This window comes from Embleya sp. NPDC020630 (assembly GCF_044334985.1).
Lineage (GTDB): Bacteria > Actinomycetota > Actinomycetes > Streptomycetales > Streptomycetaceae > Embleya.
Window position 1 is genome coordinate 723,937 of the sequence record NZ_JBIRUB010000001.1, and the last position, 12,172, is coordinate 736,108.

Consider the following 12,172-nt stretch of genomic DNA (forward strand, 5'->3'; position numbering starts at 1 on the left):
GCGACTGACGGGACGGGATCGGCGACGACGCGGATCGGGCCACTCGAAAGAGTGCAACCGGCAGGAGCGGATGGCCTGTTCGGTAGTGTCGCGCCGTCTCGTCGCCCGATGCGAACAAAGGATGAGCCGATGAACGACGGTGCCGGATTCGCGGACATATCGCCGACCACCCTCGCCGACCTGCTCGGACGCGCGCAGGTGATGGACATCGGGATCCGGCCGCTGTGGGGCCCGACGCCGCGCGTCGCCGGCCCCGCGTTCACCGTGCGGTGTCCGCCGGGGGACAACCTCATGCTGCACGCGGCCATCCATCGCGCCGAGCCCGGCTCGATCGTCGTGGTCGAATCCGGCGACGTGGACTACGCCTTGGCGGGCGGCAACGTATGCGCCGTCGCGCGCCGGCGCGGGATCGCGGCATTCGTGGCCGACGGGGTGATCCGGGACCTGGCGGAGGTAAGGGAGATGGGCTTCCCCGTGTTCGCCCGGGGCGTGATCCCCATCCCCGGTACGAAGGCGGCCGTGACACCGCTCAACGCCCGGGTGCGCTGCGGCGGCGTCGACGTGGACCCCGGCGACATCGTGGTCGCCGACGAGGAGGGCATCGTGGTCGTCCCGAGCGCACGCCGAGCGCAGGTACTCCACGACGCCCAACACAAATCGGCCAAGGAAGCCGCCGAAACCCCGACCGACTGGGAGACAGCCCACCGCGCTCGAATCGACGCCCTGCTCACGGCCAACCAGCCGACCGACTGACCACGTGGCGGCCGGCCGTCTCCAGTCGTAGCCGGCGGTCGGGCCGCAGCAGCCCCGGATGACCTCGTCACCCGGGGTTTCGTCGTCTTCCGGGTGGATCGGCTCGGCGTTGGTGGCGGCGACAACCCAGGGGTCGCGGCTTTGACGGGCGCGACGAGGACGGCCCCGGTGCTCCCTCGTACGTTGTGCCGACCAGCGCGAATGGAGAGTGGAGCCCAGGATGAGCGAACGGATACCGTCGGAAATCACGCGGTCGGCGCCCGCGGCGAGCAGACGCACGCTCGGCGTACTGCCCCTGGTCGGAATCTTCTTCTTCACGGTGTCCGGCGGCCCCTTCGGGCTCGAAAACTCACTCGCCGGCGCCGGTCCGGGCATGACCCTGTTGATGATCGCCCTGGTGCCGCTGGTCTTCGGCGTGCCGAACGCGCTGGTGGCAGCGGAGCTGAGTGCCGCGATACCGGTCGACGGCGGTTACTACCACTGGACGAAGATCGCGCTCGGCAGAGGTGCGGCATTCGTGTTCGGGGCCTGGAATTCGATCGGGTCGGTGCTCAACCTCGCCCTCTACCCGATCCTGCTGGTCGACTACCTGGCCACGTGGGTTCCGGACATCGCCCGCGGGGAGGGCCTGGTGATCGTGGACCTGTTCCACGGCGGTTTCGTCGTGGACCTGCACTGGATCGTCACCGTCGCCCTCATCCTCCCGATGGCGTACCTGAACTACCGAGGCTCGAAGGCGGTGAGCGAGTACTCGGTCGGGATGATGCTGGTGATCCTCACACCGTTCGCGGTGCTGACGGTCCTCGGCATCCGGCATGCGGTCGGCAACGGGATCAACGTGCTCTCGCCCTTCACGGTGCCGGGTCAGAGCCTGCACTCGTCGGTAGCCGGCGCGCTCGGCGTCATCGTGTGGCTCTACCTCGGCTTCGACGGCCCGAGCACCGTGTTGGGCGAGGTCGCCGACGCGCACCGGACCTACACCCGGGCCCTGCTCATCTCGGTTCCGCTGATCATCACCGCCTACCTGCTGCCCACCGTCGCCGCCATCGGCAGCGGGCTGCACCGGGATTCGCCCGCCGACTGGGTCCAGGGCGATTTCGTCGTGGTCGGCGACGCCCTGGGCGGAATCTGGCTGAAGGTGCTGATCTCCCTGGGATCGGCGCTCTCCCTGGTAGGGCTGTTCACGGCGATCCTGCTGACCAGCACCCGGGTCCCGCGGGCGCTCGCCGCGGACGCGTACCTGCCGCGCTGGATGGCCCGGGACAGCAGACGGTTCGACACGCCCGTGGGTGCGCTGCTGGCGAGCACCATCGTCGTCATCGTGCTCGCCGCCGTCGACTTCGGCTCGATCCTGCGGGCCACGGTGCTGCTCACCCTGGCCTCGATCCTGCTGGAATTCGCGGCCTTCCTGGTCCTGCGCTGGCGGTATCCGCAGATGCTCCGGCCGGTTCGGGTCCCCGGTGGATGGCCCGGTGCGGTCCTGGTCGTCGCGCTGCCGGCGGCGATGATCGTGTACCTGGCATGGAGTACGGCGGTCGACGAGCCCGCGACGTTCGGTACGAGTGTCGTGGTGGCGCTGCTGGCCGTGCTGCTGTACCCACTGTGCCGACGTTTCGTCAAAGGCGATCGGCCGGACGCCGAGATCGACTCCTCCCGGGTCGAGCTGGGTCCGGACCGTTTCGCGGGATTCGGTTCTCGGAAAGCGAGTGTGTGATGGATGTGAAACCGGACGTGCAACAAGTGCTTTCGGGGCTGGCGGAGCAGTTGCGGACCCGGTGGCCGGTGCCGGGAATCGCGATCAGCGTCGTCGATGGGACCGGCGAGTCGGCTTTCGTCACCGCGGGGTTCGCGAACGCGGAGTCCGGGGCGCCGATCTCGCGTCGCACGCGCTTCGAGATCGGGTCCATCAGCAAGACCTTCACCGCCTTCCTGCTCGGCATATTGGCGGACGAGGGGAAGGTGGACCTCGATGCGGCGGTTGCCGATCACCTGCCCTGGTTCGCCCCGAACGGCGGTTCTCGCGCGATCACCGTCCGGCACCTCCTACAGCACACCTCCGGCCTGGTGGCCGGGGCCGACGCGCTGCCCGATGCCGCCGCCCGCGGCTACGCGCTGCGCGATGCGAGGACCTGGGTCGAACCGGGTGAGATATTCCACTACTCCAACGAGGGCTACAACCTGCTGGGGTTGATCGTCGAGCAGGTGACGGGGCAGTCGACGGCCGACGCCATGACCGAACGGCTGCTGCGGCCCCTGGGCATGCGCGACTCGGCGGCGCGGATCGTGTACGAGGAGATCGCCGAACTCGCCACCGGGTACCGGTTCCTGCGCGACGACCGCCCGCCGCTGCCGTCGGCCCCACTCGCGCCGGCCGGCTTCTTCGAGTACGCGTCGGCCGATGGGAACGTCCTGGCGACCGCTTCCGACCTGGGCCGGTTCGCCCGCATGTTGCTGGGCCGGGGCACCCTGGACGGCACGACGGTCGTCGGGCCCGAGCGTTTCCGACAGCTCCTCACGATGCCTGCCGACACGGTCGGTCCCGACTACGCGTGCGGCGTGGGCGTGGAAACGATCGACGGCCACACCTGGCTGACGCACGCCGGCGGAATGGTCGGATACCGCTCGTATCTCGCCGTCGACATCGACGGCGGGCACGGTGTCGCCGTGCTGACCAACGCCCCCGGCGAATGTCAGATCATCAGCCGCTTCGCCCGCCATGTGCTCGCCGTCGTCCAGGGGGCCCCGGCGGACCCGGCGCTGTTCGATCCGGAGCGGATCCCCGACGCCCGGCGCTATGTCGGGGTCCACGGAACGGGGCCGCGTGGGATCCGCGTCGAGTCCGCGGGGGACGGCCGCCTCTCGCTCACTTCGGAGGGGGTGACCGGCAGGCTGTACGACGCGGGCGACGGGCGACTGGTGTGCGACCACCCGGGGTGGTCCGCCTACCACCACTCCTGGGACGGACGCTGGCTCTACGGACCCGAGTCACTGGGCCCCGGTCCCTCCGCGCCGATCGCCCCACCGCACGCACTCGCGGGTCACTACCGGAGCTACACCCCCTGGTATCCCGCATTCGAGATCGTGCAGCGGGCGGGACGCCTGCACATGATCGCCGCGACCGGCGTGGAAGCGCCCTACGACGAACCGGAACTCGTCCCGCTCGACGACGAGACGTTCCGCGTCGGAGCCGATCCCCGCCTGCCGGAGCGCCTGACGGCCGGCCCCGCCCCGGACGGCGCGGTGCTCTGGGTCGACGTGGACGGGTGCCGCTACACGCGCTCGTTCCGGGATCAGCCGGAGCCGTGAGAAGCGCTCGTCCGCAGCTCGCGCACCCGGAGTTGGAGGTGCGCGAGCAGCATGGCGTCGGCATCGGCGAAGTCGAGGCCGGAGACCTCGCGGATACGGCGCAGCCGATATCGCATGGTGTTGGGGTGGATGTGCAGGGCCTCGGCCGCGGTATCGGTGGCTCCCGCGGCGGCGAGGTAGGCGGCCAGGGTCGCCGTCAGCGGACCATCGCGGCCCTCCTCCCGGCGCAGCCGCCGCAGCGCGCCGCCGGCCTCCGGCAGGCCCAGCGCCTCGGTAGCGTCGGCGAGGTGCAGTAGCAGCACCGCCAGCGCCATGTCCTCCACGGTGCGTACGACCGGTCCGCGCACGGCCGGGTGCCGCAGCGCCCGCAACGCGGCGTCCGCCTGCGCCCGTACGTCGGCGATCCGGCCCATGGATTCGGCCGGGCCGCCGACGGCGACCACATAGTCACCGGCCAGTGGGGTCCGCGCCAGGAAGTCGCGAGCCAGGGCGACGGCCGACTCCGGGGCCGTGGCATGTTCCGCGGGCCAGGCGGCCAGTACGTACACCACTCCCGTGCCCGTTACCACGGCTGAACGGGGGTGCACCGCCGCCAGAAAGTACTCCAGCGTGTCGGCGAACCGGCGCAGCGCGGCGGCGGCCGGCGCGTCGGAGCCCGTACCTCCGGCGAGTTTCGGGGCCGCGGCCAGGACACAGACGGGGCCGGAGCCCAGCTGCAGCCGGCTCGCCTCCACCGGATCGGCCGCCCCGCCGAGTACCGCGGCGGCCAGCTCGCCGCGCTGGCGGCGGGCGTAGCCGGTCTCCGTGCGCAGACCCACCAGTTGCAGGGCGACCACGGGCGCGAATTCGCGCAACCGGGCCGTGGCCTCCTCGTCGAGCGGCCCGGTGACGGCGGCCCAGATGTAGCCGAGGACGTCCGAACCGGCCCGGACCGCGATCGCCACCCTTGCCAGCTGATCCGCTCCGGTCGCCTCCATGTACACCGGTTCGGTGCCGGCATGGAGCCGCTCGAACTCCTGGCGCGCGCGCTGTTCGGCGAGCGTGCGCTGATGCACGGCCCGCCCCAGGATGGTCTCGATTCGCTCGGAGTCGGTCCGGTCCTGCCCGCGCGACCAGGCGACCAGTGCGGAGAAACGGTCCTCGATGGTGACCGGGGCACCGACGGCTTCGTAGATGGCGTTCGCCAGGGCGAACAGCTCCGCGCCGCTGTCGGCCGACCGCACGCGTGTCCTCGCATCCGCGAGCAGCTGCTCGCGCACCGTCGTCGCCACGTGCATCCAGGACGCGTCCCGGTTGACCTCGATGATCGCCGTCGTGTCGTCGGGCGACGGCGGCACCGGAGCCTTTACTGCCAGCACCTCCGCGCCGGCCTCCCGCATGGCCGCGGTCAGCTCACGCAACTCGGTTTCCGTGGTCACGCCGACCCCCAGGACCACGCACCCGGGTCCGAGCCGTGTCGGCGCGCCCGGGGCATGGATGGCGACGTCGGTGAGCGGTCCGCCGCTGCCGGTCCCCTCCTGAACCAGGCGCAGCAGCGCCGGACCGATGTTGTCCACGAGCTGACGGACGGGCAGGGACCCCCGAACGGCGGACTCCCGCATGGTGCACCCCCGACTCGACGGACTGTGGTGGGCGTCAAGTCTGGGAGACCCGCATTGACGATGTCAACGATGATCCACAGTGGTCGGAGCGCGAGCATGGCGGGAGAGCGGGACGGATCACAGGCACACGGATCACCGGTACAAGGAGCGCGGATGGCAGCGACACAGACGCAGGCAGCCCGGGAACTGCTGGGACTGTTCCCGCCCGGGGCCACCCGGGACGGGAGCGGCGGACTGGTCATCGGCGGCGTACGGGCGGCCGAGCTCGCCGAGTCATACGGCACCCCCGCGCTGATCCTCGACGAGGCGTCGGTCCGCGCCCGCGCCCGCCGGTACGCCGACGGCCTGGCCGCCCGTTGGCCGAACTCCCGCGTCGCATTCGCCTCCAAGGCATTCCCCTGCACCGCCGTCATGCGGCTGCTCGCGGAGGAGGGCATCGGCATCGACGTGGCCGGCGGCGGCGAGCTGACCCTCGCCCTCGCCGCGGGCGCGGACCCGGCCGGCCTGATCGTGCACGGCAACGCCAAGACCGAGGAGGAACTGCGCCTGGCCGTCGGGGCCGGCGCCGGGACGGTCGTCGTCGACAACTTCGACGACATCGACCGGCTGGAGAAGATCCTCGCCGGCACCGCGGCGGAGCAGGCAGTGCTGGTCCGGCTGACTCCCGGTATCCGCCCCGACACCCACGAGGCGGTGTCCACCGGCCAGAACGGCTCCAAGTTCGGGTTGCCTCTGCCGCAGGCCCGGGAGGCGATCGCGCGACTGCGCGGGAGCGACCGGCTGCGGCTGGACGGCGTCCACGTGCACGTCGGGTCGCAGATCCTGGACCTCGCGCCCTTCGCGCAGGCCGTCGAAGCGGTCGCCGAACTCGGCGAGTTCGCCGTCTACGACCTGGGCGGCGGCCTCGGATCGCGCTACACCTACGCCGATCGACCGCCCACGGTGGAGGCGTACCTCGACGCCGTCACCGAGGTCGCCCGACGCCTGCTGCCCGCCGACGCCCGCATCCTCGTCGAGCCGGGCCGCTCGATGGTCGCCGAATCCGGCGTCTCGTTGTACCGGGTCGTCTCCGTCAAGCGCGGCGCGGGGCACACCTTCGTCGCCGTCGACGGCGGCATGGGCGACAACCTCGAAGTCTCCCTCTACCAGCAGCGTTTCGAGGCCGCCGTCGCCGACCGCCCGACGGGCGAGGGCGAGCCGTGCCGCCTGGTGGGCCGGCACTGCGAGTCCGGCGACACCCTCAGCGCCGGCGTCCCGCTGGCGGACCCGCGCGTCGGGGACCTGATCGCCGTGCCGGTCACCGGCGCCTACACCTACGCGCTGAGCAACAACTACAACGGCGCCCGCCGCCCGCCGGTGGTCTTCGTCCGCGACGGCGCGCACCGCGCCGTGGTGCGCCGCGAAACCTACGCCGACCTGATGCGCCGGGACCTGACCTCGTGCGTTCCGAATTCGTGACGGTTGAATGCTCGGGTCGGGCAAAGTGTGTGCCCATGGAAGAAACCGAGAGCCCGTATGAGCCCGAACCCAGGTCGGAGGCCGCCTTCATGGCGCTCTCGGAAGTGGCGTGGAGTTACCGGGTGGACGGGGTCGAGCCGACGGATCTGCCGATGATTGCCGCCGAGGCTTTGGCGGCCGAGTTGGAATCGCCGGCGCTGTGCGAGTTGGCCGGGCTGGGCCGGGGTGACGATGTTCGTGATCTGCGGGACCTGTTCGAGCAGGCGCTCGCTGAGACGGGGATCGAACTGCCGAATCCAGACCTGGCCTGGCGTTACGCGTTGCGGCGACTGGCGGCCAGGATTGTCGAAGAAGGTGTTCCCCTCGCCGAGGTGGCTAGCGGCAGTTGGTGGGACGTGGTGGCCGAGACGGAGGAGGAGCGGAAGTTCGTCTCGTTGATGCCGCAGTGTGCGTGTTGCATGGTGTACGCCCTGGGGTTCGACGATGAGAAGCGTTGGACGAGCGAGGTGCGGGCGGTGGCGATCGTGCTGAACTCGTCGCCTGTTCGGGTCGGCCCCGCGCGCTGATCCGGCGCCCGGGTGCGATCAGGGCCGGGGCCCGCGGAGGTCTTCCCACGAGGGGTGATGGTGCATGGTGTCCCGGCCGCAGGGGCAGTAGAGGGCGGCTCGTCGGTCGAGGACGAAGACGATGCCGATCCAGTAGTGGCGGAGGGCGCGCAGGCACCACCGGTAGGGGAGGACTTCGCCGGCCGGGGCCAAGCCGGCCAGGTCGGTGCCGAGGTTGGCGCCGAGCGGTACGAGGTCTATCGGTTGCGGGAGCAGTGTGTGCCAGACACCCCGGTCGGTGAGGGTGAGGCCGGCGTCGTCGTCGGTGACCACGCCGATCGTCATGGGGCGGGCGAGTGCGGAAGGGTGTTCGTTCGGGCGCCGGAAGGTCGCGGATGTGCCGTTCGGCGCGGCTACCTCCAAGTCCCCGTCGTGGTCGGCGCCGACGGGCGAGACGTGCATGATCGCATCGATCCGGCCCAGGTATTCGGGGACTTGCTCGAACCAGCCGACCAGGTTTCGTTCGTCGTCGAACGCGCGGGGGACGGGCGTGCCGGGCGCGCTCCAGGCCAGGGTCGTGTGGCCGCCCGGAACGCTCGGGAGGAGGTGGACGTCGGCCAGCGAGAGGCATTTCAGGAAGGTACGAGCGGTCTCGAAGGTCTGAAGCAGCCCGACCACTCTTTCGGGTGACATCAAGTGGCTCCCGGTGGAGCAGGGTTGGCTTTCGGACACGACAACTCCGTTTCGCTGGAATCGAATCGATCGGTGAGGAGCGGCGGCTCAGCCTGGCGGCCCGCCCGATCCGAACTCAGAGTCATGCGCGCCAAGTTCGCCCGAGATCACGGCCCGAACCCACTTGCCACCACCACGAACGGGCCCCGACCCGAGCCCACATCCCATGGCCCAGACCAGAAACAACCCGCGCCCGCAGCAGTCCCGGTCATCGGCGGGAGGCTCCACCCCGAGCGCGAACGGCCCACCACCATCCACGACTTCGACCACGACACCCTGTTCGCCCACCACGCACGAGATGGACCGAGCCCCACCGGCATGCCGCACGGCATTCCCCACCAACTCGGACGCCACGAGCCGCAGCACATCAACGATGTTGCCCTGGTTGCATCCGGTGCCCCATAGAGCCACGAACTCTCTTGCCACGGAGGCGGCTTCCGGCCCGGGGGGAAGTTTGATCCGCTGCACTCCCATACACGGATTCGCGAATTGGGTCATTGCGCGCCGACTCCCCACTGCCAGTGGTGCCCAGGGCATCGCGATCTTGTTGCGCTTGGTGATTCTTCAAGCACAGACGGTGACTTGAAAGAGACTGCATGTGCTACGCCGCATGAGTCAAGCCACATGCGTGAATTATTCAGAAGTCATGCGAACGGGTGGCGGCGTCGCTAGGCTCGCGCCGTCAGCGATGCTGCGCGGCTGCACAATGGGGTGGAAATCATCGGATGGAAGGCGCTCGATGGCAGGCACGGGACCGGGTAACTTGAAGGCTCGACGCGAACTCGGTGCGCGGCTTCGCAAGATCCGCGTGCGAATGGGACGCTCATCGGAGAGTGTGGGCAGGGCCATTGGCATCAGCCAGTCGACGCTCACGCGTACCGAAACCGGCGATCGAACCTGCACGGAACGAGAGTTCTATGCGCTGGTCGACTTCTTCGGGTTGGTCGGCGGTGAACGCGAGGCGCTTGAGCTGCTGGCGATGTCCGTCTGGAACGCGGATCCACCGTGGTGGTCACGCTTTGGCGACGTCATCTCGGCCAACTACGCCACGGTTCTGGAGTACGAGGACTGGGCCACCTTGCGCCAAGACTACCAACTTGCTGTCATGCCACCGCTTTTGCAGACCGAGGCGTATGCGCGAGAGGTCACCGCCGTTGGGTTCAACGATCTGAACCCCGATCAGGTAGACGACTTGGTCGAGGTGCGTACTTGCCGTCAGCGGCGTGTCTATGAAGACCCGTGCCTGGCTATAGAAGCCGTGATCACCCAAGCCGTGCTCGAGTTCCAAGTCGGCGGCAGTGCCGAGCACGACGCGCAACTTCGACACCTGCTGGAGATGACCGCGTTGCCCCACGTGGAGGTACGGGTGATTCCTTTCGCGGCCGGAGCCGGAGGAACCCAGTCGAATCCCTTCCAGATCCTCTCCTACGGTGAAGGCGAGCCATCCGTGGCCTTCGGACAGGGCGTCGGCGGGAGCACGTTCATGGACGATCCCTGTGACGTGCGGCGGATCACTCGGCTCTTCAAGAACCTGGCCAGACACGCGCTGAGCCCGGAGGATAGCCGTGAACTGATTGCCACGATCAGAAAGAACTGACATGACCCTGCGTCACTCTCGCCCCGAGGCCCGTCTCGCCTGGCGGAAAAGCTCGTACAGCCACAATGACGGCGACTGCGTCGAGACCGCGCCGGCCACGGCCGCCGTCGCTGTGCGGGACAGCAAGGACCGCACTGTCGGCACTCTCGCTATCCCCCACGACGCGTGGACTTGCCTGGCGGAAGCTCTCAAAAGCTGACTGGCAGCTGGGCCCGAATCGCCCTTGCCTCCGATGCGCATCGGGGGCAAGGGCGATTCGCTGATGGGGAGTTGTGGTCAGGTGCCCGTCAGGCGCCATAGGGATGTGGTTTCCGCGGCGCGGGCGGCGTGTAGGGGGGACCTGGGGTTTCCTGCTCTTGGGTGTTGGGGTTTTGTGGTGGTCCTGTCCAGCACCTTGAGGCCGGCTGCTTCGATGGCGGTGGGGACCTCGTGGGGGGTTCTGAGGCCCAGAAGTTCGGCGAGGTCCGACAGGATCAGCCAGGCTTCGCCTTCCGGTGTGAGGTGGGAGCGTAGGTCGTTGAGGAAGGCTCGGAGCATGGTGCTGTTCGGGTCGTAGACGCCTTGTTCCACTGCGGATGTCGGGTGGGCGGGGATCCAGGGTGGGTTGCAGACGACCAAGTCGGCGCGGCCATCCGGGTAGAGGCAGGGGCCTACTACTTCGATGCGGTCCGTGAGGTCGAGTCGGTGGATGTTTTCGCGGGCGCAGGACAGTGCTCGCGGATTGATGTCGGTGGCCACCACGTGGTCGACTCCCCGGTGGGCCAGGACTGCGGCGAGTACGCCCGTTCCCGTGCCGAGGTCGAAAGCGGTGCGGCCGGGGCCGCCGCCGGGGAGGGGTGCCTGTGCGACCAGGTCGACGTACTCGCCCCTGAGCGGGGAGAAGACGCCGTAGTGCGGGTGGATGCGGGCGGCGAGTGCCGGGATCTCCACGCCCTTCTCGCGCCACTGCCGTGCTCCGATCACGCCCAGCAGTTCGGTGAGCGAGACCGCCGAAGGGCCGTGCGGTGGGCCGTATGCCTCGGTGCACGCCCGACGGACGTCGGGGGCTCTGCGCAGCGCCAGGGAGTGGTCGTCCTCCAGTAGTACGAGGAGTTTGCCCAATACCCGGGCACGGTGGCCTTGGGCGCGGCGGTGGAGGCGGAAGGACTCGGCCGGGTTGTCGCCCGAAGGGGGAGGCTTTCGGTTGAGACGGTGGTTCATCGCGCGTAGTAGTTGACGTGCGTTGTGGTAGTCGCCGCGCCACAACATCGCGGTGCCTTCGCAGGCCAGGCGGTATGCGGTATCGGCTTTCATCCGGTCGTCCGCGACGACGACGCGTCGGGGAAGCGGTGCGGCGCTCTCGGAGTGCCAGCGGGCGGATCGGACCGTGTGGGCTTCGGTCCAGTGGATCGTGGACACCACGTACTCCTCGTGATCGAACGTGCAGGGCACGAAGAGCACTTCGACGAGGAGCAGGAGAAAACGACGCGCGTGCTACGGCACAGGCGCGTGTATCGGGGCAGGCAGGGCTACCGCTCCCGCGTCGAAGCGCGAGAGGAGAAGTCGCCGAGAACCATGCCTAGCGTCACGACCAGCCCTTTCGGGGACGTGGTGGAGAGATGACACGTGAGGCTTGCACAGTTCTCGGCGCGCGGGCAACCCGGATTCGGCGACGGGGGAGGCGTGGGCCTCCCCCATTGATGACGCTCCGTTCCGCTACCAGGTCTTGCCGGCCTGCTCGTTCGTGGTGCGGTTGATGCGGTTGAAGAAGTTGGTCAGGGCGATCTCCAGGGTGATCGCGCCCAGTTGTTCCTGGGTGAAGTGGCCGGCGGCGGCCTCCCAGATCTCGTCGGTGACGCCCGGGGCGCCGTCCTGGATCCGGGTGGCGGCCTCGGTCAACGCGAACGCCGCCCGTTCCTCGTCGGTGAAGAACGGCGTCTCGCGCCAGGCGGCCACCTGGTGCAGCCGCTCGTCCGACTCGCCGGCCTTCTTCGCCGCGTCGATCGAGGCATACACGCATGGGCTGCAGCTGTTGATCTGGCTGACCCGCAGGTGGATCAGCGACAGCAGGCGCGGCTCGACGCCTCCGGCGTGAATCGCCTTGAAAGGTGTTGGAAGGCGGTGGTCAGGTCGGGGCCCGGCGCGCTCTTCAGCCGTGTTTGCATGGGTCTGCTCCTTCATCGGTTACCTGCGCCCCTTCG

Annotated in this window: 12 protein-coding genes; 7 read left to right on the forward strand and 5 right to left on the reverse strand. The window is 69.3% G+C overall.

All coding sequences use genetic code 11. The features are described from left to right. Window positions 1-129: 129 nt before the first annotated feature. The 3 genes from ACH4XV_RS02990 (at window position 130) to ACH4XV_RS03000 (ending at window position 4,059) form a co-directional block, all read left to right on the forward strand. A complete protein-coding gene (locus ACH4XV_RS02990) occupies window positions 130-753 on the forward strand; it encodes an RraA family protein (RefSeq protein ID WP_395786509.1) in 624 nt (207 codons plus the stop codon). 220 nt (window positions 754-973) lie between these two features. Continuing rightward, entirely contained in the window at window positions 974-2,467 is a 1,494-nt protein-coding gene (locus tag ACH4XV_RS02995; RefSeq protein ID WP_395786510.1) for an APC family permease, read from the forward strand. Continuing rightward, window positions 2,467-4,059, forward strand: a complete 1,593-nt coding sequence (locus ACH4XV_RS03000; protein ID WP_395786511.1) for a serine hydrolase domain-containing protein — start codon at window positions 2,467-2,469, stop codon at window positions 4,057-4,059. Before ACH4XV_RS02995 ends, ACH4XV_RS03000 begins: the two co-directional genes overlap by 1 nt. On the opposite strand, the gene ACH4XV_RS03005 is transcribed toward ACH4XV_RS03000, so the two are convergent. Further along, on the reverse strand, window positions 4,044-5,615 hold the full coding sequence (locus ACH4XV_RS03005) for a helix-turn-helix domain-containing protein (RefSeq protein WP_395786512.1): 1,572 nt from the start codon (window positions 5,613-5,615) through the stop codon (window positions 4,044-4,046). The genes ACH4XV_RS03000 and ACH4XV_RS03005 overlap by 16 nt on opposite strands. Window positions 5,616-5,813: 198 nt before the next feature. Between ACH4XV_RS03005 and lysA the strand changes: the two genes are divergently transcribed. After that, window positions 5,814-7,118, forward strand: coding sequence for a diaminopimelate decarboxylase (gene lysA / locus ACH4XV_RS03010; protein ID WP_395786513.1), 1,305 nt, complete (start codon window positions 5,814-5,816; stop codon window positions 7,116-7,118). 35 nt (window positions 7,119-7,153) lie between these two features. Next, window positions 7,154-7,684 carry a hypothetical protein gene (locus ACH4XV_RS03015; RefSeq protein WP_395786514.1) on the forward strand — a complete coding sequence of 177 codons (531 nt, stop codon included), beginning with the start codon at window positions 7,154-7,156 and terminating at the stop codon, window positions 7,682-7,684. Between the two features lie 18 nt (window positions 7,685-7,702). Here ACH4XV_RS03015 and ACH4XV_RS03020 read toward each other — a convergent pair whose 3' ends face one another. Together ACH4XV_RS03020 and ACH4XV_RS03025 are read right to left on the reverse strand one after the other, a co-directional pair. After that, a complete protein-coding gene (locus ACH4XV_RS03020) occupies window positions 7,703-8,356 on the reverse strand; it encodes a hypothetical protein (protein ID WP_395786515.1) in 654 nt (217 codons plus the stop codon). Between the two features lie 87 nt (window positions 8,357-8,443). Continuing rightward, complete coding sequence (locus ACH4XV_RS03025) at window positions 8,444-8,932, reverse strand: ATP-binding protein (RefSeq protein ID WP_395786516.1); 489 nt, start codon at window positions 8,930-8,932, stop codon at window positions 8,444-8,446. A 202-nt stretch (window positions 8,933-9,134) separates the two neighbouring features. Between ACH4XV_RS03025 and ACH4XV_RS03030 the strand changes: the two genes are divergently transcribed. Beyond that, the gene (locus tag ACH4XV_RS03030; RefSeq protein WP_395786517.1) at window positions 9,135-9,992 is read left to right on the forward strand and encodes a helix-turn-helix domain-containing protein; all 858 of its coding nucleotides are present in this window, start codon (window positions 9,135-9,137) and stop codon (window positions 9,990-9,992) included. 1 nt (window position 9,993) lies between these two features. Continuing rightward, the gene (locus ACH4XV_RS03035; RefSeq protein ID WP_395786518.1) at window positions 9,994-10,191 is read left to right on the forward strand and encodes a DUF397 domain-containing protein; all 198 of its coding nucleotides are present in this window, start codon (window positions 9,994-9,996) and stop codon (window positions 10,189-10,191) included. A 77-nt stretch (window positions 10,192-10,268) separates the two neighbouring features. Here ACH4XV_RS03035 and ACH4XV_RS03040 read toward each other — a convergent pair whose 3' ends face one another. After that, window positions 10,269-11,390, reverse strand: coding sequence for a methyltransferase (locus tag ACH4XV_RS03040; protein ID WP_395787046.1), 1,122 nt, complete (start codon window positions 11,388-11,390; stop codon window positions 10,269-10,271). A gap of 297 nt (window positions 11,391-11,687) precedes the next feature. Beyond that, window positions 11,688-12,152, reverse strand: coding sequence for a carboxymuconolactone decarboxylase family protein (locus ACH4XV_RS03045; RefSeq protein ID WP_395786519.1), 465 nt, complete (start codon window positions 12,150-12,152; stop codon window positions 11,688-11,690). Window positions 12,153-12,172 lie beyond the last annotated feature (20 nt).

Bases quoted from the DNA above. Each gene is read 5' to 3' on its own strand.
- ACH4XV_RS03030 (WP_395786517.1), top strand. From the start codon at position 9,135: ATGGCAGGCACGGGACCGGGTAACTTGAAGGCTCGACGCGAACTCGGT.
- ACH4XV_RS02990 (WP_395786509.1), top strand. From the start codon at position 130: ATGAACGACGGTGCCGGATTCGCGGACATATCGCCGACCACCCTCGCC.
- ACH4XV_RS03025 (WP_395786516.1), bottom strand. From the start codon at position 8,932: ATGCCCTGGGCACCACTGGCAGTGGGGAGTCGGCGCGCAATGACCCAA.
- ACH4XV_RS03045 (WP_395786519.1), bottom strand. From the start codon at position 12,152: ATGAAGGAGCAGACCCATGCAAACACGGCTGAAGAGCGCGCCGGGCCC.
- ACH4XV_RS03000 (WP_395786511.1), top strand. From the start codon at position 2,467: ATGGATGTGAAACCGGACGTGCAACAAGTGCTTTCGGGGCTGGCGGAG.
- ACH4XV_RS03015 (WP_395786514.1), top strand. From the start codon at position 7,154: ATGGAAGAAACCGAGAGCCCGTATGAGCCCGAACCCAGGTCGGAGGCC.
- ACH4XV_RS03020 (WP_395786515.1), bottom strand. From the start codon at position 8,356: ATGTCACCCGAAAGAGTGGTCGGGCTGCTTCAGACCTTCGAGACCGCT.
- ACH4XV_RS02995 (WP_395786510.1), top strand. From the start codon at position 974: ATGAGCGAACGGATACCGTCGGAAATCACGCGGTCGGCGCCCGCGGCG.
- lysA (WP_395786513.1), top strand. From the start codon at position 5,814: ATGGCAGCGACACAGACGCAGGCAGCCCGGGAACTGCTGGGACTGTTC.
- ACH4XV_RS03035 (WP_395786518.1), top strand. From the start codon at position 9,994: ATGACCCTGCGTCACTCTCGCCCCGAGGCCCGTCTCGCCTGGCGGAAA.